Annotated in this window: 13 protein-coding genes and 2 pseudogenes; 9 read left to right on the top strand and 6 right to left on the bottom strand. The window is 72.8% G+C overall.

The annotated features are described in order from the left end of the window. Positions 1-6 precede the first annotated feature (6 nt). From ABZ079_RS08765 to ABZ079_RS08780, 4 genes are all read right to left on the bottom strand, one after another. Positions 7-1,485, bottom strand: a complete 1,479-nt coding sequence (locus ABZ079_RS08765) for a cellulose-binding domain-containing protein (protein ID WP_356938704.1) — start codon at positions 1,483-1,485, stop codon at positions 7-9. Positions 1,486-1,722: 237 nt separating this feature from the next. Beyond that, positions 1,723-3,066, bottom strand: coding sequence for a radical SAM protein (locus ABZ079_RS08770; RefSeq protein WP_356938705.1), 1,344 nt, complete (start codon positions 3,064-3,066; stop codon positions 1,723-1,725). Beyond that, the gene (locus ABZ079_RS08775; protein ID WP_356938706.1) at positions 3,033-3,512 is read right to left on the bottom strand and encodes a pyridoxamine 5'-phosphate oxidase family protein; all 480 of its coding nucleotides are present in this window, start codon (positions 3,510-3,512) and stop codon (positions 3,033-3,035) included. Before ABZ079_RS08775 ends, ABZ079_RS08770 begins: the two co-directional genes overlap by 34 nt. 30 nt (positions 3,513-3,542) lie before the next feature. Further along, a complete protein-coding gene (locus ABZ079_RS08780) occupies positions 3,543-4,550 on the bottom strand; it encodes a hydroxyacid dehydrogenase (protein ID WP_356938707.1) in 1,008 nt (335 codons plus the stop codon). A 64-nt stretch (positions 4,551-4,614) separates the two neighbouring features. On the opposite strand from ABZ079_RS08780, the pseudogene ABZ079_RS08785 reads away from it, so the two are divergent. From ABZ079_RS08785 to ABZ079_RS08815, 7 genes and pseudogenes are all read left to right on the top strand, one after another. Next, a pseudogene (locus ABZ079_RS08785) lies at positions 4,615-4,959 on the top strand (FAD-binding protein); the annotation flags it as partial. Between the two features lie 220 nt (positions 4,960-5,179). After that, entirely contained in the window at positions 5,180-6,430 is a 1,251-nt protein-coding gene (locus ABZ079_RS08790) for an ROK family protein (protein ID WP_356938708.1), read from the top strand. 11 nt (positions 6,431-6,441) lie between these two features. Then, on the top strand, positions 6,442-8,304 hold the full coding sequence (locus ABZ079_RS08795) for a glycoside hydrolase (protein ID WP_356938709.1): 1,863 nt from the start codon (positions 6,442-6,444) through the stop codon (positions 8,302-8,304). A gap of 194 nt (positions 8,305-8,498) precedes the next feature. After that, entirely contained in the window at positions 8,499-11,381 is a 2,883-nt protein-coding gene (locus ABZ079_RS08800; protein ID WP_356938710.1) for a glycoside hydrolase family 2 TIM barrel-domain containing protein, read from the top strand. Between the two features lie 196 nt (positions 11,382-11,577). After that, positions 11,578-12,894, top strand: coding sequence for a jacalin-like lectin (locus ABZ079_RS08805; protein ID WP_356938711.1), 1,317 nt, complete (start codon positions 11,578-11,580; stop codon positions 12,892-12,894). 89 nt (positions 12,895-12,983) lie between these two features. Further along, complete coding sequence (locus ABZ079_RS08810) at positions 12,984-13,577, top strand: TetR-like C-terminal domain-containing protein (protein WP_356938712.1); 594 nt, start codon at positions 12,984-12,986, stop codon at positions 13,575-13,577. Continuing rightward, positions 13,574-14,296 carry an alpha/beta fold hydrolase gene (locus ABZ079_RS08815; protein ID WP_356938713.1) on the top strand — a complete coding sequence of 241 codons (723 nt, stop codon included), beginning with the start codon at positions 13,574-13,576 and terminating at the stop codon, positions 14,294-14,296. Before ABZ079_RS08810 ends, ABZ079_RS08815 begins: the two co-directional genes overlap by 4 nt. On the opposite strand, the gene ABZ079_RS08820 is transcribed toward ABZ079_RS08815, so the two are convergent. Beyond that, on the bottom strand, positions 14,230-15,039 hold the full coding sequence (locus tag ABZ079_RS08820) for an isocitrate lyase/phosphoenolpyruvate mutase family protein (RefSeq protein ID WP_356938714.1): 810 nt from the start codon (positions 15,037-15,039) through the stop codon (positions 14,230-14,232). The genes ABZ079_RS08815 and ABZ079_RS08820 overlap by 67 nt on opposite strands. A 352-nt stretch (positions 15,040-15,391) precedes the next feature. On the opposite strand from ABZ079_RS08820, the pseudogene ABZ079_RS08825 reads away from it, so the two are divergent. Together ABZ079_RS08825 and mmuM are read left to right on the top strand one after the other, a co-directional pair. Next, positions 15,392-15,513, top strand: a pseudogene (locus ABZ079_RS08825) (pyrroloquinoline quinone biosynthesis protein PqqE); the annotation flags it as partial. A gap of 323 nt (positions 15,514-15,836) precedes the next feature. Next, positions 15,837-16,757, top strand: a complete 921-nt coding sequence (gene mmuM / locus ABZ079_RS08830) for a homocysteine S-methyltransferase (RefSeq protein WP_356938715.1) — start codon at positions 15,837-15,839, stop codon at positions 16,755-16,757. Positions 16,758-16,997: 240 nt separating this feature from the next. Here the strand turns inward: mmuM and ABZ079_RS08835 are convergent, their stop codons facing one another. Then, a complete protein-coding gene (locus tag ABZ079_RS08835; RefSeq protein WP_356938716.1) occupies positions 16,998-18,566 on the bottom strand; it encodes a carboxylesterase family protein in 1,569 nt (522 codons plus the stop codon). Between the last annotated feature and the right edge of the window lie 179 nt (positions 18,567-18,745).

Below are 18,745 nucleotides of genomic sequence, written 5' to 3' on the forward strand. Positions count from 1 at the left end.
GCCGGCTCACTCCGTCGCGCAGGGCGCCCCGTTGAGCGTGAAGCCGTACGGCGTCCGGTTCCGGTCCTGCCGGCCGCCGATGAAGCCGAAGGACAGGGTGCCGTGCGCGGCGACGGACTTGTTGTAGTCGGCGGCGGTGGCGGTGACGCGGGAGCCGTTCTGGTCGACGGTGGCGTCCCACATCTGGCCGACCTGCTGGCCGTCGCGGAAGCTCCAGGCGACCCGCCAGCCGGTGAGGGCCTGGTCGGTGGTGACGGTGACGCTGGCCTGGAAGCCGTCGGGCCACTGGCCGACCAGGTCGTAGGCGACCCGGCAGGCGGCCGCCTCGGTGGTCGCGGGGGCGCTGGTGCGGCCGGGGTGGTGGGTGGTGAAGGTGGTGCCCTGGGGTTCGGGGCCGGGCTTCTTCCGCTCGGGTGCCGTCTTCGTGACGGTCGCGGAGGGGGTGGCGGCGGGGGTGCGGGCCGGGGACGGGCCGCGGGTGGTGCGGGAGACGCCGGGGTCGGCGACGGGCTGGCGGTCGTCGTGGACGGCGGTGGTTTCGTCGCCGGGACCGCCGAACGGCATCAGCGACACGCCGAGCGCCAGCACCGACAGCAGCACGGCCGCGGCGAGCAGGCCGCGCCATAGCACCCTGGCGCGGCCGGCGTCCTCCTTCGGGTCGCCGGTGTCGGGGGCGCCGCCGGGGCGGCCCGCGCCGAGGCGGATCTCGGCGGCGCGGCGGCGGCGCTCCAGGTAGGCGAGGCCGCCCCAGCCGATGACTCCGCCGGCCAGCGCGGCGGGCAGCCCGCCGCCGTGCAGGCGCAGACAGGCCGCGGCCTCGGCGCACCGCGCACAGGTCGCGAGGTGCCGGGAGAGGTCGTCGGGGGTGCCGGCGGTGGACGAGCGGGTGACCGCGTCCAGCAGCCGGGCGTAGCTGCGGCACTGCGTGTCCATCGGGGTGTCCAGATGGGCGCGGTGGCAGCGGTCCCGGAAGAGGGTCCGGACCTGGTCGAGTTCGTCGGCGACGGTGGCCGGGTCCAGGCCCAGCCGGCGGGCGACGGCGGGCAGGGGCAGCGCCTCAACCTCGGCCAGCCACAGCAGCGAGGCATCGGCCTCCTGTAGGTCCCTCAGGCCGCGCAGCGCGACCGGCCGCTGCAGCGGTGGTCCCGAAAAGCGGGCCGCCGCACCGGAGTTGAGCCACAGCCGCAGGTCGGGGTCGAGCTTGTGGCCCTGACCGTCGGCCTCCCAGGCGGCCGCGGTGTCGCGTACGGCGGTGAGCAGCGCCGGTGTCGTCGGCAGCCGTGCGGTGCGGCGACCGGCGCCGCGCACATGGGTGCTCGCGGCGGCGCGGACCTCCCGCATGCCGAGTGTGAACGCCTCGGTCGCCAGCTGATGGGCAGTCAGGGAACCGGAGGTGCACAGATCCGCGTACGAGAGCACCGCGTCCCAGCCCTCCGAGAACAGCGCGGCCTCGGTGGCGTCCTGGGGGGTCGGCAGGTCGGGCATGTGACTCCTGCATCCACGAGCGAGGTCAACTCACCACACGGGAAAGGGAGTTGTACGGAACCTCGCGGCAGGGCACAGAGCCTTTCACGCCCTCGACACAACTGACAAGCGACCTGTTCAGATCCGGTCACCGACCGTGGCCGGACGGGTGCGCCCGGCGATGAGCCCTCGGCTCCCACCTGCGGTACGGGTGCCGACGCCGTTCGGCTCACCGCCCCGGCGACCCGTCGCGCCGGATCACACCTCGGCCGGTGCCGCCGCCGGTTCGGCCACCGGTTCGTCCGCGGGCAGGCTGTCCATGAAGGAGCTGACGGAGAAGACCGCGCGGCCGGGCCCGGGCGGTCCGTAGCCGGGAGGCGAGGACAGACCGAAGTCGTCCATCGTCGCCCGGTAGGCCTCCAGCAGCCGGATGTGGTACTCCAGCGGCGCGCCCTGCGGGTTGGCCTTGCCGAGCGGGGTGGTGGGCTCGGGGCACCAGGTGGTGAAGCGGGGCGTGATGCCGTGCGACATGAAGAACCGCAGGCCCTCCGCGGTGGAGGCGATGGCCTCGTCCACGGTGGTGAAGCCGAACGGCTCGGCCATCTCCACGCCCGCCACGAAGTTGGGGATCACATTGCGCGCCCCGAACACCTCGGCGGAGTCCAGGATCCGCCGGTGCCACTCGTCCCGGCCGACGTACCGCTCCTTGCCCGGGCAGTACAGCTCGAACAGCCGGCGGTCCCACACCTCGAAGTTGGGGTGGTAGATCTGCACGCCGTAGTCCTTGAACCGCTGCACGTCCGCCTTCGGCAGCGCCTGCGCCACGACCTTGCCGATCCAGCGGCCCGGGAAGCGCTCCTCGATGGCCTTGGCGTACTGGCCGTAGAAGTCGGCCTCGTCCCGGCCCGCGACCGTCCTGGTGATCGCACCGCCGGTGAGCGTGTAGGCGGTGGACGCCTTGTGGGGGTCGTACCGGTCGATGATCTCGAGGGCCTCGAGGACCTCCTCGACGTCCTTCACACCGGTGTACGGCCGCCCGGCCGCCTTGTGCTGGCGCCAGTTGTGGTTGATGTCGCAGTACTGGCACTCCTCCTTGGCGCCGAAGTACTGGCAGACCCGGAAGACGGTCAGATAGATCAGGTAGCCCCACTGGATGGTGGGGGCGACCTCCATCACGGACTTACCGTTGGAGAGGGTGTGCCGGTAGTACTCGGGCATCGGCGGCACACCGACGTCGGCGATGCGCCTGCCGTCGAGGTAGAGCCCGAGCAGCCCCTCGTCGTCGGCGGCGACCCGGTACGGCGAGGCGGGGTTCACCCGTACGGAGACCACGGTACGGCGCAGATCGTACGGGCCGCCGGTGAGGATGATCTCCTCCGGTGGCCGGCGCAGGGCGGCCTCGCCCAGCTCGGGCAGGGTGCCGTGGTCGAAGGAGAAGATGAAGTACGACTTCGGCTTGACCTCCCCGCCCTCGTTGTCACTGAGGGCGGACGCGTCGAAGGCGACTCCACCCCGGAGCAGGTCCTCCTTGAAGACGGCCTCCCGCGGCACATGCGGGAAGCGCTCCATCAGATCCTCGACCAGCGCGGTGCGACTGCCCATCCGCGTGTCTCCTCCCGGCTCAGGCGTTCGCCTCTCACCGTATGCCCCCGCGTCCGGGACAGCCGTGCCGGGTCCCCGCACGACGCGCGACGTGTTCCGGTACGGCGGCCCCGGCGTCCAGCTCCGGGTCCGGGTCCGGGTCCGGCGCGCCCCGGCGAGGAGGGCGGTGGCGGCCGGCTGCGGTTCGGCCGGCGGGCGTACGACCACTGTCCCGGCGCGGAGTGCCCGGTGAGCCGGCGCAGGCCCTCCCGCTTCTCCGCCGGGCCGGTGACCGTGGGGGGCGTGCCGTGGATCACGGCACCGCGGTGGTTCACCCCGTGCGCGAACACGGACCGGGCCGCCACGAGTCCGTCCACGTGCCCGACGCTCACCACCGCGGGGGTGCCGAGTCCGCGGCCGGCCAGCGAACCGTGCAGGTACAGCCATCGCTCGACCCACCCGTCCACCGTGATAAGCAGTCCGCGGCATCCATCGCGTCACGCCGCGCGTTCCAGCCCCGCCTGGTCGACGGTGTACAGAAGATCGTCGCCGGACGACAGCCGCTCGGCCTCCTCGACCACCGTGCGGCCGAGACGGGCCACCTCGTTGCCCTGGGAGCCGGCCAGGTGCGGGGTGACGAACGCGTTGGGCAGGTCGAGCAACGGGGAGTCGGCGGGCAGCGGTTCGGGGTCGGTGACGTCGAGGACGGCGCTGAGGCGGCCGGAGCGCAGTTCCTCGATCAGCGCGTCGTGGTCGACGAGGGCACCGCGCGCGGTGTTGATGAGCACCGAGCCGCTGGGCATCAGGGCGAGCTCACGGGCGCCGACGAGGTGCCGGGTCTCGGGGGTCTGCGGAGCGTGCAGTGTGACGATGTCGCAGGTGCGCAGCAACTCGTCCAGCTCCACCAGCGGCACACCGAGCCGCGCGGTCTCCGAGGCGTCGACGTACGGGTCGGCGAGCGTGACGATGAGGTCGTACGGGCGGAGCAGTTCGATCAGGCGGCGGCCGATGCGGGAGGCACCGACGACGCCCACCCGGCGGCCGTAGTTGCCGATGCCGGGGACGAGGGCGCCGTAGGGGAAGTCGCGTCCGGTGCGCAGCCGGTCGCGGAAGGCGAAGACGTCCTTGCCGGCGAGCAGGATCATGGCCAGCGTGTACTCGGCCACGGGCAGGGCGTTGGCGGCGGCGGCCGAGGACACGACGATGCCGCGCCGCCACACCTCGGGGGTGGTGAATCCCTTGACCGAGCCGGCCGCGTGCAGCACGGCGCGCAGCCTGGGTGCCGCGTCCAGGGCTGTCGTGTCCAGGCGGGGGCAGCCCCAGCCGGTGATCAGGACCTCGGCGCGGGCCAGGGCCTCCCGCACCCGCGGTTCGGCGAAGTCGTGCGCCACCAGAGCGGGATCGACTGCTACGGACTCGCGCAGGCGGGCGAGGAGCTCCGGTGGGAAGACGTGCGGCACGTTCTCGGCTGTCATGGCGAACAATGCCTGGGGGCGCTCGGGCAAGGACGTGACCTTCCGGCTCGGCGGCGCACGGATAGCAACCGCTCTCTACGGTAGGTCGCGGCGAATGAGAGGGTCAACGGACACGCGCTCCGGGAGGGACGTCAGGGCGGCGGACACGGTGACCGATTGGGCCCGCACCCTCACCTACACCGCGAAGGACCAGCAGCGGCCGCGCACCCTCGACGCGCTCCGGGCACTGGTGGCCGGCAGCGCGAGGGTGCGGGTACTGGGCAGCGGCCACTCCTTCAACGGCGTCGCCGACCCCGCCCCGGACGGCATCCTCCTGTCGACCGCGGACCTGCCACCGGTGATCGAGGTCGACGCGGCCTCGCGTACGGTCCGGGTGGCGGGCGGCGTCCGTTACGCCGAACCGGCCCGCGCGGTTTACGCGCACGGCCTCGCCCTGCCTGGCCCGCTCCCTGCACCCCGCCGGCAAGTTCACCAACGCCTTCGTACGGGATCTCCTCGACGGCTGACGGCCGCGACCGACGGCCGCCCGTCCGCGACGCGACTTCCTCCAGCCCCTTTCCTAACCCCTTGTCGAAAGCCCTTCCCGCCCATAGCCTGACGCCCGCGCCGGTGCCGATGACGCCCCGGCCTGGCCTGGCCTGGATGGGAGGGGCACCCGCGTGAGGCGCACATCACGTGACATCCGCACCGCGAACCGCTACGAGGTGCTGCGCCAGATCATCGCCGGGTCTCCCACCTCCCGGCAGGAGCTGGCGGCCGCCACCGGGCTGAGCCTGGCCACGGTGGCCACGCTCGTCGGCGAGCTGCTGGACCTGCGCATGATCACCGAGATCGGCTTCGAGGACTCCGCCGGTGGCAGGCCCCGGGGGCTGGTCGCCGTCAACGCGTCGGGGGGCGCGTTGATCGGTGTCGACATCGCGGAGACGTATGTCCATGTCGAGCTGTTCGACCTGGCGCTGAACATACTGGCCCGCGCCGACGAGGTGATGCGTCCCGGCGAGAGCCGCCCGGAGCAGGTGGTCGGTCATGTCGCCGCGGCCGTCGGCTCGGTGGTCGCGCAGGCCGGGGCCGAGGCGGCCCGGGTGCTCGGCGTCGGTGTGAGCGTGCCGGGCCAGGTGGACCGCGGCACCGGGGTCGCCGAGTACGCGCCCAACTGGCACTGGCGCGATGTGCCGTTGCTCGACCTGCTCGCCGAACACGTCGGGTATCCGCTGTACTTGGACAACCCACTGCGTGCCTGTGCCGTGGCCGAGCTGTGGTTCGGGGCCGCGCGGGGCCGCGGGGACGCCGTGGTGGTCAACCTCGGGACGGGTGTCGGCGCCGGACTGGCCTTCGGCGGCGGACTGCACCGGGGGGTGAGCAACAGCGCCGGCGAGTGGGGGCACACCACGCTCGTGCTCGACGGCCGGCTGTGCCACTGCGGCAACCACGGCTGCGTGGAGACATACGTCGGCGCGCCCGGCATCATGCAGAACCTGCGTGAACTCAGCCCTGGCTCCACCCTGTTGCACCATGAGGACCAGACGGCCACGATCGACGCGCTGGCCCGCGCAGTCGTCGAAAGCGACCCGGTCGCGCTCAAGGTCGTCCGGGACACGGCCCGTTACCTCGGCGCCGGCATCGCCGACCTGATCAACCTCCTCAACCCCGAAGTGGTGGTGCTCAGCAGCTGGGTCGCCTCCCGGCTGGGCGAGCCGTTGCTGGACGAGGTCCGCCAGGCCGTCTCCCGGCACGCCCTGCGCCGGCCACTGGCCGCCACCGAGATCGTCCTCTCCCCCATCCCCACCGACCCGGTGTCCCTCGGCGCGGCCACGTTCGCGCTGGAGGGGGCGCTGCAGTCCGTCGGGCAGAGGCCGGCCACCACCAAGCGCGCCATCCCCGCAAGGAGCCGTACCGCACCACCTTCATGACGACGGAAGGGATGCACATGACTCACCCCCGCACCTCTCGCCCGCCTGCCAGGAGATCCGTCCTGCTGACAGCCGGAGCCGCACTGGCTGTCACGGGAGCCCTGCTCACCTCCCCGCCGGCGAACGCCAACCACTCCACGGCCGCCGCCGAGGTCTCCCCCCACGCCGCCCAGACCATCGACAACATCGGCGCCTCGGGTGCCTGGTGGGTCAACGACCTGAAGAACTTCGGCCCGAAGACCCGGGCCCGGGTGGCCGAACTGCTCTTCTCCCAGAGGGGTCTGGCCCTGAGCGCCTACCGCTACAACATCGGCGGTGGCGGCACCGGCGTGACGTACGCGCCGCGCGCCCCCGAGGACTTCCTGCAGGCCGATGGCCGTTACGACTGGAGCAAGGACGAGGCCGGCCGCTACTTCCTGTACGCGGCCGCCCGGTACGGCGTGCGGGACCTGATCGGGTTCGTCAACAGCGCACCCGCCGAGTGGAAGACGAACGGCAAGAGCTGCGGCGGCTATCTGAAGGCGGAGAACGAGCGGGACTTCGCGCGGTACATCGCCGACGTCACCGACCACTTCGCCCGGCACGGCGTGAAGCTCGACTACATCAGCCCGTTCAACGAGCCGACGAACAGCTTCGACTCGTGCGGCCAGGAGGGCATGCTCGTCGACCCCGCGCAGCGTGACGACATCGTGCGCGCGCTCGGCACCGAGCAGCGAGCCCGGCATCGGAAGACGGGCATCATCGCCGACGAGTCGACCAGCACGGTGAAGTTCAACTCCGAGGTCCCGCAGTGGATCTCGCAGCCCGGCACGGCCCAGTACGTCTCCAAGCTCGCTCACCACACCTACGACGACCCCGATGACGCCGACCGGGCGCAGGTGTACGAGACCTCGAAGGCGGCCGGCAAGGAGTCCTGGTCGACGGAGATCTGCTGCTTCGGCAAGGGCGGCACCGGGTGGGCCCAGGAGTACGACCCGACGATCGACGGCGGCCTGAACCTGTCCCGGATCATCTACAAGGACTTCGCCATCGCCCACGACGCGGCGTTCCAGTGGTGGGTGGCCCTGTCGGAGATGATCGGCAGCGACCCGAACGCCCGCAACGACGACGGCTGGAACGACGGCCTGATCTACTACGACCCGGACTACGCCACGAACGGCAACCGGACCCTGTACTTCACCAAGCGCTACTACGCGCTCGGCCAGTACAGCAGGTTCGTACGGCCGGGTTCGGCCCTGCACAGCGTGACCGGTGCGCCCGACGGCGTGGAGGTGTCCGCGTACGACCGGGGCGGGAAGTGGGTGGTCGTGGTGAACAACCACAACACCACCGACACGGCCCTGAACCTCCACTTCACCGGCGGGAGGCCGGTGCGGGCCACCCAGGCGGTACGGACCTCGGCCGTCGAGAACTGGGCGAAGGTGTCCAAGCCGTCCGTCAGCGGCGGCACCGTCTCGGCGACGCTCGCCCCCCGGTCGATCACGACGTACGTCCTCGACGGCAAGGGACCCGGCGGTGCGGCGCTGACCGGGGCGCTGGCGGGCGGTCAGTCGGGCAAGTGCCTGACCGCCGATGCCGGGGGCGCCACGATCGCCGCCTGCACGGGTGGAGCCGGGCAGCAGTGGTCATACGACGCCCGGGGCACCCTGAAGGGCGCCGGCGGCTACCTGACGGCCGCTGGTTCGGGCCTTGCCACCTCGGCCGCCTACGGCGGTGACGGCACACAGCGCTGGCTGCTGAACTCCAACGGGCAGATAGTGAACGAGGCGTCGGGCACGTGCCTGGACGTCAGCGGCCAGGCGACCGCCGACGGCAGCAAGGTGATCCTCCACAGCTGCAACGGCGGTCCCAACGAGGCCTGGTACAGGCGGTGATCCGCGGATCCCCCCCGACCGAGGGCCGCCGGCCACACCCCGGACCCGGCGGCCCTCATCTCCCGCGCCCGATCCGCCTGTTCGCGATCCCGAACTGAGGACAACTCACCGAGTCCCCGGCTTCGTGCTGGTGTCGTCGCCCGGCCGGGTGGACAGCTGCCGGGGGTCTGATCATTGGCTGAGCTAGGAGACCGATGTCTTTCCGCACCCACACCGTCATCGACTACGTCGAGGACGTATCGCCGGGCAACGGGGCGCTGCCGCCCCGCGCCTGGTACGCCTCCTCGGACGCCGGGTCCCACTCCCTCAACGGCCACTGGCGCTTCCGGCTGGCGGACAGGGCCGACGCCGAGGACGACTCCTTCGCGCGGGAGGGGTACGACGCCGGTGACTGGGCCGAGGTCTCGGTCCCCGGCCACTGGGTCCTTCAGGGGCACGGCTCCCCCATCTACACCAACCACCTCTACCCGTTCCCGGTCGATCCGCCGCGCGTGCCGACCGAGAACCCGACCGGCGACCACCTGCGCGTCTTCGACCTTCCCGAGGACTGGCCGGACCCGTCCGACGGCGGCGCCGTCCTGCGCTTCGACGGGGTGGAGTCCTGTGCCCGGGTCTGGCTGAACGGCACGGACCTCGGCGAGTTCAAGGGATCGCGGCTGCCGCACGAGTTCGCGGTCGGCCATTTGCTGAAGACCGCGGGCAATGTGCTGGCGGTCCGTGTGCACCAGTGGTCGGCCGGCTCCTACCTGGAGGACCAGGACCAGTGGTGGCTGCCGGGCATCTTCCGTGACGTCACCCTGCTGCACCGCCCGGCCGGCAGCGCCCTGGACTTCTTCGTGCACGCCTCCTACGACCACCGCGACGGCAGCGGCACCCTGCGCGTGGACTCCGACGTGGACGGCCGGGTCACCGTCCCGGACCTCGGCATCGACGTGGCGACCGGCGAGCCGGTGACGGTGCCGGTCGAGCCGTGGTCGGCGGAGACGCCGAAGCTGTACGACGGCGTGCTGGCCACCGAGGGCGAGCGGGTGCCGCTGTGCATCGGATTCCGCACGGTGGAGCTGTCGGACGGTCTGGTCAAGGTCAACGGCAGGGCCGTGCTCTTCAAGGGCGTCAACCGGCACGAGTGGCACCCGGAACGAGGCCGTGCGCTGGACCTCGAGACCATGCGCGAGGACGTGCTGCTGATGAAGCGGCACAACATCAACGCCGTCCGCACCTCCCACTACCCGCCGCACCCGGCCTTCCTCGACCTGTGCGACGAGTACGGCCTCTGGGTCATCGACGAGTGCGACCTGGAGACGCACGGCTTCACCGAGCAGGGCTGGCGGGACAACCCCGTCGACGACGACCGCTGGACCCCGGCCCTGCTCGACCGGGCGGCCCGCATGGTCGAGCGGGACAAGAACCACCCCTCGGTCGTCATCTGGTCCCTCGGCAACGAGGCGGGCACCGGCCGTGGCCTGACCGCCATGGCCGACTGGATCCACGGCCGTGACACCTCCCGGCCGGTCCACTATGAAGGAGACCTCAACTGCCGTGACACCGAGATCTATTCGCGGATGTACGCCGACCACGCCGAGGTCGAGCGGATCGGCCGGGGCCTGGACGGCGGGCCGCACAGACGCCGAGGACTTCCCTTCATCCTCTGTGAGTACGGGCACGCCATGGGCAACGGCCCCGGTGGACTCGCCGACTACCAGCGGCTGTTCGAGACGCACGACCGGCTCCAGGGCGGCTTCGTCTGGGAGTGGATCGACCACGGCATCGCCCATCCGGAGCTGGGCTACGCCTACGGCGGCGACTTCGGCGAGGAGTTGCACGACGGCAACTTCGTCTGCGACGGCCTGCTCTTCCCGGACCGGCAGCCCTCCCCCGGCCTCGTCGAGTACAAGAAGGTGATCGAGCCTGTCGCCATCACGGGCGACGGCGCGGACGGCATGGTCCGGGTCACCAGCAGGTACGACTTCGCCGACCTGTCGGCGCTGGCGTTCTCGTGGTCGTACCAGGTCGACGGGGAGACGCTGGAGTCCGGCACCCTGTCGGTGCCCGCGCTGCCGCCCGGCGATTCGGCCGAGGTCAAGCTGCCGAATCCGCCACCCGGGGCACCGGCCGGCGAGGCCCACTGGACGGTCCGGGCGGTGCTCGCGGCCGACACCCCGTGGGCGCCGAGGAACCACGTCGTGGCCTGGGGTCAGATCCCGGTGTCGGCACCCCGGGTGCCGTACGTCGCCGCGACCGCCCGGCCCGTGCCGGGCGACGGGGTGATCGCGCTCGGTCCCGGCACCTTCGACGCCCGCACCGGCGCCCTGACGGCGGTCGGCGGGGTACCCGTCTCCGGTCTGCGTCTGGACGTGTGGCGGGCCACCACCGACAACGACGACGGCGCCGCCTGGCAGACCGACGTGCGCTACGGCCTGCTGTGGCGCAAGCTCGGCCTGCACCGCATGCGGCACCGCCTGGACGCGGTGGAGGCCGGCGAGGACGCGGTCACGGTCCGCACCCGGGTGGCGCCCGCCGCCTGGGAGGTGGGGCTGTCGACGGTATACCGCTGGACGTCGGACGGAGATCGTCTGCGGCTGACCGTGTCCGTCGGTCCGCAGGGCGACTGGAGGGTGCCGCTGCCCCGGCTCGGCATCCGCTTCGGATTGTCCGCGGCCGACCGGGTGCGGTGGTTCGGCGGCGGCCCGGGTGAGGCGTACCCGGACACCAGGACGGCGTCCGCTGTCGGCCGTTGGCAGTCGACCGTGGATCGTATGCAGACCCCCTACGTCCGCCCCCAGGAGAACGGCGCCCGCATCGACGTCCGCTGGGCGGAGCTGGGCGGCCTGCGCGTCGAGGGCGACCCCGCGTTCTTCCTCACCGCCCGCCGCTGGACCACCGAGCAGCTGGACGCCGCCGCCCACCGCGCCGACCTGGTGCCCGGTGACACGGTCTGGGTGAACCTCGACCACGGCCAGCACGGCATCGGTTCCCAGTCCTGCGGCCCCGGCCCCCTGCCCCGCCACCACCTGCGGGCCGAGCCGGCGGAGTTCTCGTTCGTCTTCTCCACGGCCCCTTCCGCGGAGACCAGGTGACCGACACGGTTCTGACGCCTCCCGCGGACGGCCGGCTCTTCTCCCGGCCGGCCGCGGTCACGCCCTGCGCGAATTTCCTCCTCGGCATGCTCCAGGCGCCCCGCGCGGAGGTTCCTGAAGGCACACACGGTGAAGGGTTTTCTCAACCCTCTTCGAAATCACCCAGGTTGAGGTGAGCATGGACTGTATGCGACCCATGGGACGACTTCTCGGTGCCCTTGCGTCGGGTGTGCTGGGCGTGGGCGGGCTCGCCGCCTCCGCCGGTACGGCGCAGGCCGCCGGCTCGGGCAGCTTCACGGTGCTGACGTACAACGTGGCGGGGCTGCCGGAAGGGCTCAGCTCCAGCCATCCGGCCGCCAACACGCCACTGATCTCGCCACGGCTGGCGGGTTACGACATCGTCAACGTCCAGGAGGACTTCAACTACCACGCGGCGCTGTACGCCGGCGACCACCATCCGTACCGCACGGCGACCAGCGGCGGCGCGGGGATCGGCGACGGACTCAACACCCTCTCGGACCACCCTCTCGAGGACTTCGAGCGGGTCAGGTGGAAGGACTGCACCGGCACCGGCTGCCTGACCCCCAAGGGCTTCAGCCTGGCCCGGGTGCGGCTCGCCGAGGGCGTCTACCTGGATCTGTACAACGTGCACCCCACCGCGGACGACACCGACGGCGCCCTCGCCGCCCGCCGGGCCAACATCGCCCAGCTGTCGGCGTTCGTCAAGGCCAACTCGTCGGGCAACGCGGTGATCGTCATGGGGGACACCAACACCCGTTACACCCGCGCCGGCGACAACATCCGCACCCTGGTCGACGACAACGGCCTCACGGACACCTGGGTCCAGCTGGTCAAGGGCGGTGCGGCCCCCGCACAGGGCGCCGAGCCGCTGGTGTGCCCCGCCTCGGCGCCGCCCGACGACTGCGAGGTGGTCGACAAGGTCCTCTACCGAGGCAGCGACCTGGTCTCCCTGACCGCGACCCGCTACCACGACGCGTGGGCCACGTTCCTCGACGCGAGCGGCGGCAATCTCTCCGACCACTTCCCGCACACCGTCGGCTTCTCCTACACGCTCGACCCGAAGCTGCGGGCGAGCGACTTCTTCGGCGGCCCGCACGGCACGGCCTTCAACGACGCCGACGACCTCCCGGCCGCCCTCTCACCGCGCACCCTCGCCCTGCGCGGCGGCGCCCGCCTGAACTCCGTGTCCCTGGCCCACGACGGCGGCACGGTGCTCGCCCACGGCGGCACGGGCGGCACGGCCACGTCCCTCACCCTCGCCTCCGGAGAACACCTCACCTCCGTGAAGCTCACGCGGGGCCGGAAGGACGGCCGCACCCGGATCTTCTCCGCCGCCTTCACCACCGACAGGGGCCGCACCCTGTCCGCCGGCACGGCGACCACGGATTCGACCACCTTCACGGCCCCCTCCGGCCGGCAGATCGTCGGCTTCACCGGTCGAGCCGGGGACGAGATCGACAAACTGGGGGTGCTGTACGCGCCGACCGACTGACAGCCACACCCGCTCGCCCGACACCCTTTCCCTGGTCTACCTAGGTGATAACCTAGATACCCTAGGAAACCTCGGTAAGGAGGTCACCCATGGCCCGAGCCGGCCTGAGCGCCGACCGTGTCGTCGCGGCAGCCGCCGAACTCGCCGACCAGGCGGGCTTCGAACACGTCACCCTGTCCGCGCTGGCCCGACGCTTCGGCGTGAAGGACGCGAGCCTGTACTCACACGTCCGGGGCCTGGAGGACCTGCGCACCCGGCTCGCGCTGTACGCGGGCGGCGAACTGATCGACCGGATCGCGGTGGCCGTGGCCGGCCGCGCGGGCAAGGAGGCGCTGGCCGCCTTCGCCGGCGCCTACCGCGCCTACGCCCTGGAACACCCCGGGCGGTACGCGGCCACCCAGATCCGCATGGACCAGTCCCTGGTCGCCGGCACCCCGGCCCTGCGCCGTACCGCCGAGATCACCTACGGCATGCTGCGCGGCTACGGCCTCGACGAACCCGACCTGACGGACGCCGTACGCCTGCTGCGCAGCACCTTCCACGGCTACTGCGCACTGGAGTCCACCGGGGGCTTCGGTGCGGACCGGGACGTGCAGGCGTCCTGGGACAAGGCCGTCGACGCCCTGCACCTGGCCCTCGAACACTGGCCGCGCGAGACGGGCGGAAAGACGGAAGAGCGATGACTGACGCACTCCCCGGTGCCTACGACGTCATGGGCAGCGGTCCCCTACTGCTGCTCGTGCCGGGCGGCGCCGGGCATCCGATGGGGCTCGGCCCGCTGACCGAGCGGCTGGCCGCGCGCTTCACCGTGGTGACGTACGACCCGCTCGGGCTCGCCCACGGCCGCCTGGGCCTGCCGGTCGCCGACCAGCGGGTGGCGGACTGGAGCGAGGGGGCGCACCGGGTGCTGGAGACGGTCCTGCCCGCCGGGGAGTCCGCGTACGTGTTCGGGACCAGCTCGGGCGGCATCGCGGTGTTGGACCTGCTCGCCCGGCACCCGCGGCGGCTGGCGCACGTGGTCGCGCACGAACCGCCGTGCGTGACGCTGCTGCCGGACGGTGCGGAGCGGCGGACCGAGCTGATCGGCCGGCTGGACGGGCCCGAACGGGCCCCCGCCGAGGGCGAGCCGGCGACGGCGATGGGCGTCTTCCTGGCCCGTGTGCTGCGCCCCTTCACCGCCCACGCGCCCGCCTTCACCGCTGCCCCGGGCCGGCTCACGCTCGCCGCCGGCACCGACTCGCGCGGTCAGCTCCTATATCGCACCGCGGAGTTCCTCTCCGAGTACCTGGGCGGCGTGTTCGCCGAGTTCCCGGGCGGGCATCTCGGCACGCTGGATCACCCGGTGGACTTCGCCGACCTGCTCGCCGACACGTTCCTCTCCAGCGCGCGGACCTCGGCATAGGAGGGGGTCGTACCGGCCGGGGCGCGTCCGGCGGCGATGTCGGCCACCGCGTCCAGTGCCGCGCCGAGCGCCCGCCGGTAGAGCAGCGACCCGAGGCTCACCCGGCGGACCCCGAGGTCGGCGAGGTGGGGGACGGTGGGTCCGACCGGCGAGTAGAGGACGTTGAGGGGGACGCCGAGGTACCGGACCAGGGACGCGATCCCCTCCGCATCGGTCAGTCCCGGCACGAACACCCCGTCGGCGCCGGCCTCCTGGTAGGCATCGAGCCGCCGCAGGGCGTCCCGCTCATCCCCGTCGCCCATCCAGTGCGTGTCGGTGCGGGCGTTGACGAACAGGCCGGGTACGGCCGCCTTGACAGCGGTGATCTTGGCCGCGTGCCGGCCGCTCGGTGCGAGGCCGTCCTCCAGGTTGATGCCGACCACGCCGACGGCCCACAACTCGACGGCCAGCTCCGCCACTTCGTCCGGGTCGTCACTGAAACCGTCCTCGGCGTCGACCGACAGGAGGTACGGCTCCGAACCGAGGGTCAGAGCGAGGCTCAGGGTGTGCTCGCGGGTCGCCGCCGCCCCGTCGGGCAGGCCGACGGCCGCCGCCACGGCGAGGCTCGTGGTGGCGATCGCGCGGAAGCCGCGGGCGGCGAGGGCGGCGGCCGAGGCGTGGTCCCAGGCGTTGGGCAGCAGCAGCGGCTCGCCCGGACGGTGGTGGAGGCCGGCGAAGGACGCCGGGGTGGGCTCTGCGGTCATACGGCCACGCTAGACGCCGGACGTTTCGGCGCCGGCCGAAAGACGGGCCGCTCGCCGATCAGTGAGCGCGCGGATCGCCGGGACGTCGCCGTCCCCCGTGGACGGCCGCCCCGCCCGGGCCCACGCGACCGTCCCGGCCCCGCGCCGCCGGGCTCAGCACAGGGGCAGCGTGGTGGAGGTGGGAAAGCTCAGCGGCAGCCACACATAACGCGCGTCCTCGACGGTGCCGCAGAAGGAGTTGTCGCCGTGAGGGGTGAGCGATTTCCGCCCTCCCGTTCGCCCGCGCCCGTGAGGCCGTCGCATGCCGGCTCGCCCGGGATCACCGACCCTTGAGCCCGCCTTCACCCACTGCCGCGGCACCGAGTGGAGGACCGGCCCCTGCCGGGACTGCCCCGCCGGGAGGAGGACTTCGGCGGTCGCCGCTGCCCGGCGTACGCCCTTGTCGGCGACGTCGCCCGTACCGATCCGGCCTGCCCGCCCCCTCGACCACGGCCTCGTCCACCGGCCGGCCGAGACCGCCACGGCCGCACCGCCCCCGCGCCGCCACCGCGGTCCGTCTGCCGACGGCCCGGTGCGGCGCCCACGGCGGTGCCCGATCACTCCGCCGCCCGTGCCCGACGGCCGCGCGGCCGCACGTACACCGCCGAGCCGGTACGGCTGGGCCGCGGCCGGGAGCAGAGCGGGGACGCGGGAGCAGCACACCAGTGGCGCTCCCCGGGTCCCTCGCAGGTCAGGTGAGGTACTCATCTGCTGGACACCGGGGTCCGCCGGCGTTCGACCTCGACTAGCGTCGTGACATGACCAGCGACACCTCCCCCAGCCTCGCCGACGCTCTCGCCGCGGGAACGATCGTGCTCGACGGCGGTATGTCCAACCAGCTGGAGTCGGCCGGACACGACCTGAGCGACGAGCTGTGGTCGGCGCGGCTGCTCGCCGAACGGCCCGAAGCGGTCACCGAGGCACACCTCGCCTACTTCCTCTCGGGCGCCGACGTGGCCATCACCGCCAGTTACCAGGCCACCTTCGAGGGCTTCGCGAAGCGCGGCATCGGCCACGAGGAGGCCGCGCGGCTGCTCGCGCTGAGCGTGGACCTCGCCCGGGCCGCGGCCCGGCAGGCCGGGGACGCGGGCGTGGAACGGCCGCTGTGGGTGGCGGCCTCGGTGGGGCCGTACGGGGCGATGCTCGCCGACGGCTCCGAGTACCGGGGCCGGTACGGGCTCGGTGTCGACGAGCTGGAGCGGTTTCACCGGCCGCGGATCGAGGTGCTGGCCGCCGCCGCGCCGGACGTCCTCGCGCTGGAGACCGTGCCCGACGCCGGCGAAGGCGCCGCGCTCCTCAGGGCGGTCCGGGGGCTGGGGGTGCCGGCCTGGCTGTCGTACTCCGTCGACGGCCGGCACACTCGCGCCGGGCAGCCCCTGGAGGATGCGTTCGCAGCGGCCGCCGACGTGGACGAGGTGATCGCGGTGGGGGTGAACTGCTGCGCACCCGAGGACGTGGAGGCCGCCGTGGAGATCGCGGCCCGGGTCACCGGGAAGCCGGTCGTGGTCTACCCCAACAGCGGCGAAGCGTGGGACGCGCGCGCACGCGCCTGGACGGGGGCTACGACGTTCGGCGCCGGGCAGGTCAAGGCGTGGCAGAGGGCAGGGGCGCGGTTGATCGGGGGGTGCTGCCGGGTGGGGCCGGAGGCGATCGCCGCGATCACCTCCGGCGTGAGGTGAGTCCCGCCGATGCGTTGTAGCGGCTCGGCCGTCCGGCGGGAACAGCCGACCGGAGACCGGTGACTCGCCGACGCTCAGCGGGCGACGCCCTGGGGGCCGGCACCCCGAGACCTTCCGGGAACCGCACGACCAGCGACGCACCGGCCGCCCGCCGTGACCGCATACAGGTTGCCCCGCGCGCGGCCCGGTGGCGCCGCGTCGGTGGATGCGGGACCGGCGACTGCGGACGGCGGTGGACGATCAGCGGCGCCGGGTTCCGGCCGACCGCCGCAGGCGCCGTAGCGCCGCCGCCAGTTCGGCTCCGGGCGCGCGGATGTCGGCGGCGGTCGCCGGTTCCGGGAGTGCGGAGGCGGTCGGCCAGAGGGCTACCTCCGCGTCTCGTGGACCGTACACGGTGTGCGGCACGCCGTCACCGAAGATCCGCACGGGATGTGCGGCGTCCCAGGCCTGCCACCCCGGGTTTCCGGTCGTCGCGAACCTCACCCAGGCCGCGTGCATGGCGTCGCCCAGCTCCTGCGGGGCGCCCTCGCCGGCCAGTTTCCGGGACTCGGGCACGCCCCCGGTGCCGAAGACGAACCCGAGTTCCAGGGCGTGGCAGGCGCCGAGGCCGGGGAGGGCGGAGGGCCAGGCGAACTCGTAGAGGTAGGACGTGCCGGGGCGGGCGTCGGCGAGGCGGTGCAGCGGGACGCGCAGCAGGTGGTCGGTGACCATCTGGCCGACGATCTCGGCGGTGCCGGCGTCGGGGCGGAGGGTGCGGTAGCCGCGCGCTACCTCGGGGCCGGCGTGGCAGCGGGCCATGGCCCCGGCCAGGGCGACGGGGCCGAGCCGGTCGACGTGCTCATGCAGCCCGCCGGGCACCAGCCACAGCCGGTATTCGTCCCGGGTCCAGCCCATGAGCAGTTCGACGCCCGGGACGGCGTCACCGTCGAGGAGCGCCTTGAGCGGATCGCGGGGTACGAGGTCGCCGTCGACGACGATGCCGAACGCGGGTCCCCCCAGCACGGGGCTGCCGATCCGGCCGACCTCGGCCTGAGCACGCAGCAGCAGGTCACGGTCGACGGCGGCGAAGGCCTCGGCGGTGGCGGGGATCTTCAGCCGGGTGGCCATGCGGCGGACCATGCGGCGGACCTTGTCGCGGTCCGCGGCTTCCGGCGGGCCGCTCTGCAGGACCGCCCGCCGGATCAGTCCGCGGGTCTGGGGTGCGGCGAGCAGGGCGCCGGTACTGATCGCGCCGGCCGACTGGCCGCACAGGGTGATCCGGTCCGGATCTCCGCCGAAGGCGGCGATGGTCGCGTGGACCCAGCGCAGCGCGGCGAGCTGGTCGCGGAGGCCGGGGTTGGGGGGCGCGTCGGGGAACAGCCCGTAGCCTTCCACACCCAGTCGGTAGTTGACCGAGACGCAGACGACGCCGTCCCGGGCGAAGGCGCTGCCGTCGTACACGGGTACGGCCGAGGATCCCCTGGTCAGCGCGCCGCCGTGCAACCAGACCAGAACGGGGAGGCGGGCCCCGGGATCCGGCTCGGGGGTCCATACGTTGAGGTTGAGGCAGTCGTCGCCGGGGATCTCCGGGTCGGACAGGTAGTGGGCGAACGCCTCGGAGTACGGCGGTTTCGGCGCGGTCGGCCCGAAGGCGACCGCGTCGCGCACTCCGTCCCAGGGCTCGGGCGGCTCGGGTGGGCGGAACCGCAGAGGGCCGAAGGGCGGGGCGGCGTACGGAATGCCCCGGAACACCACGATGCCCCGCTCGTACCGGCCGCGCACGGCCCCGTGGGGCGTTTTGACCACGGGGCCCGTCTGGTCTGCCGTCATCGCCACCAGCCCTTCGCCGCGTTCATGCACCCTCACAGCCGCGCCGGTGCACTGCTCACACCAGAGCGTCACGGCACGCGGATGTATTCCGGTGCACGGACCGGGTGGCACCGCGGTCCCTGTTCGGAGTTCCGGAGACGGCGACCGTCGGGATCCCGCGTTTCCCCCTGTCTTCCCGC

It is taken from the genome of Streptomyces sp. NPDC006314 (assembly GCF_040613075.1).
Classification (GTDB): Bacteria; Actinomycetota; Actinomycetes; order Streptomycetales; family Streptomycetaceae; genus Streptomyces.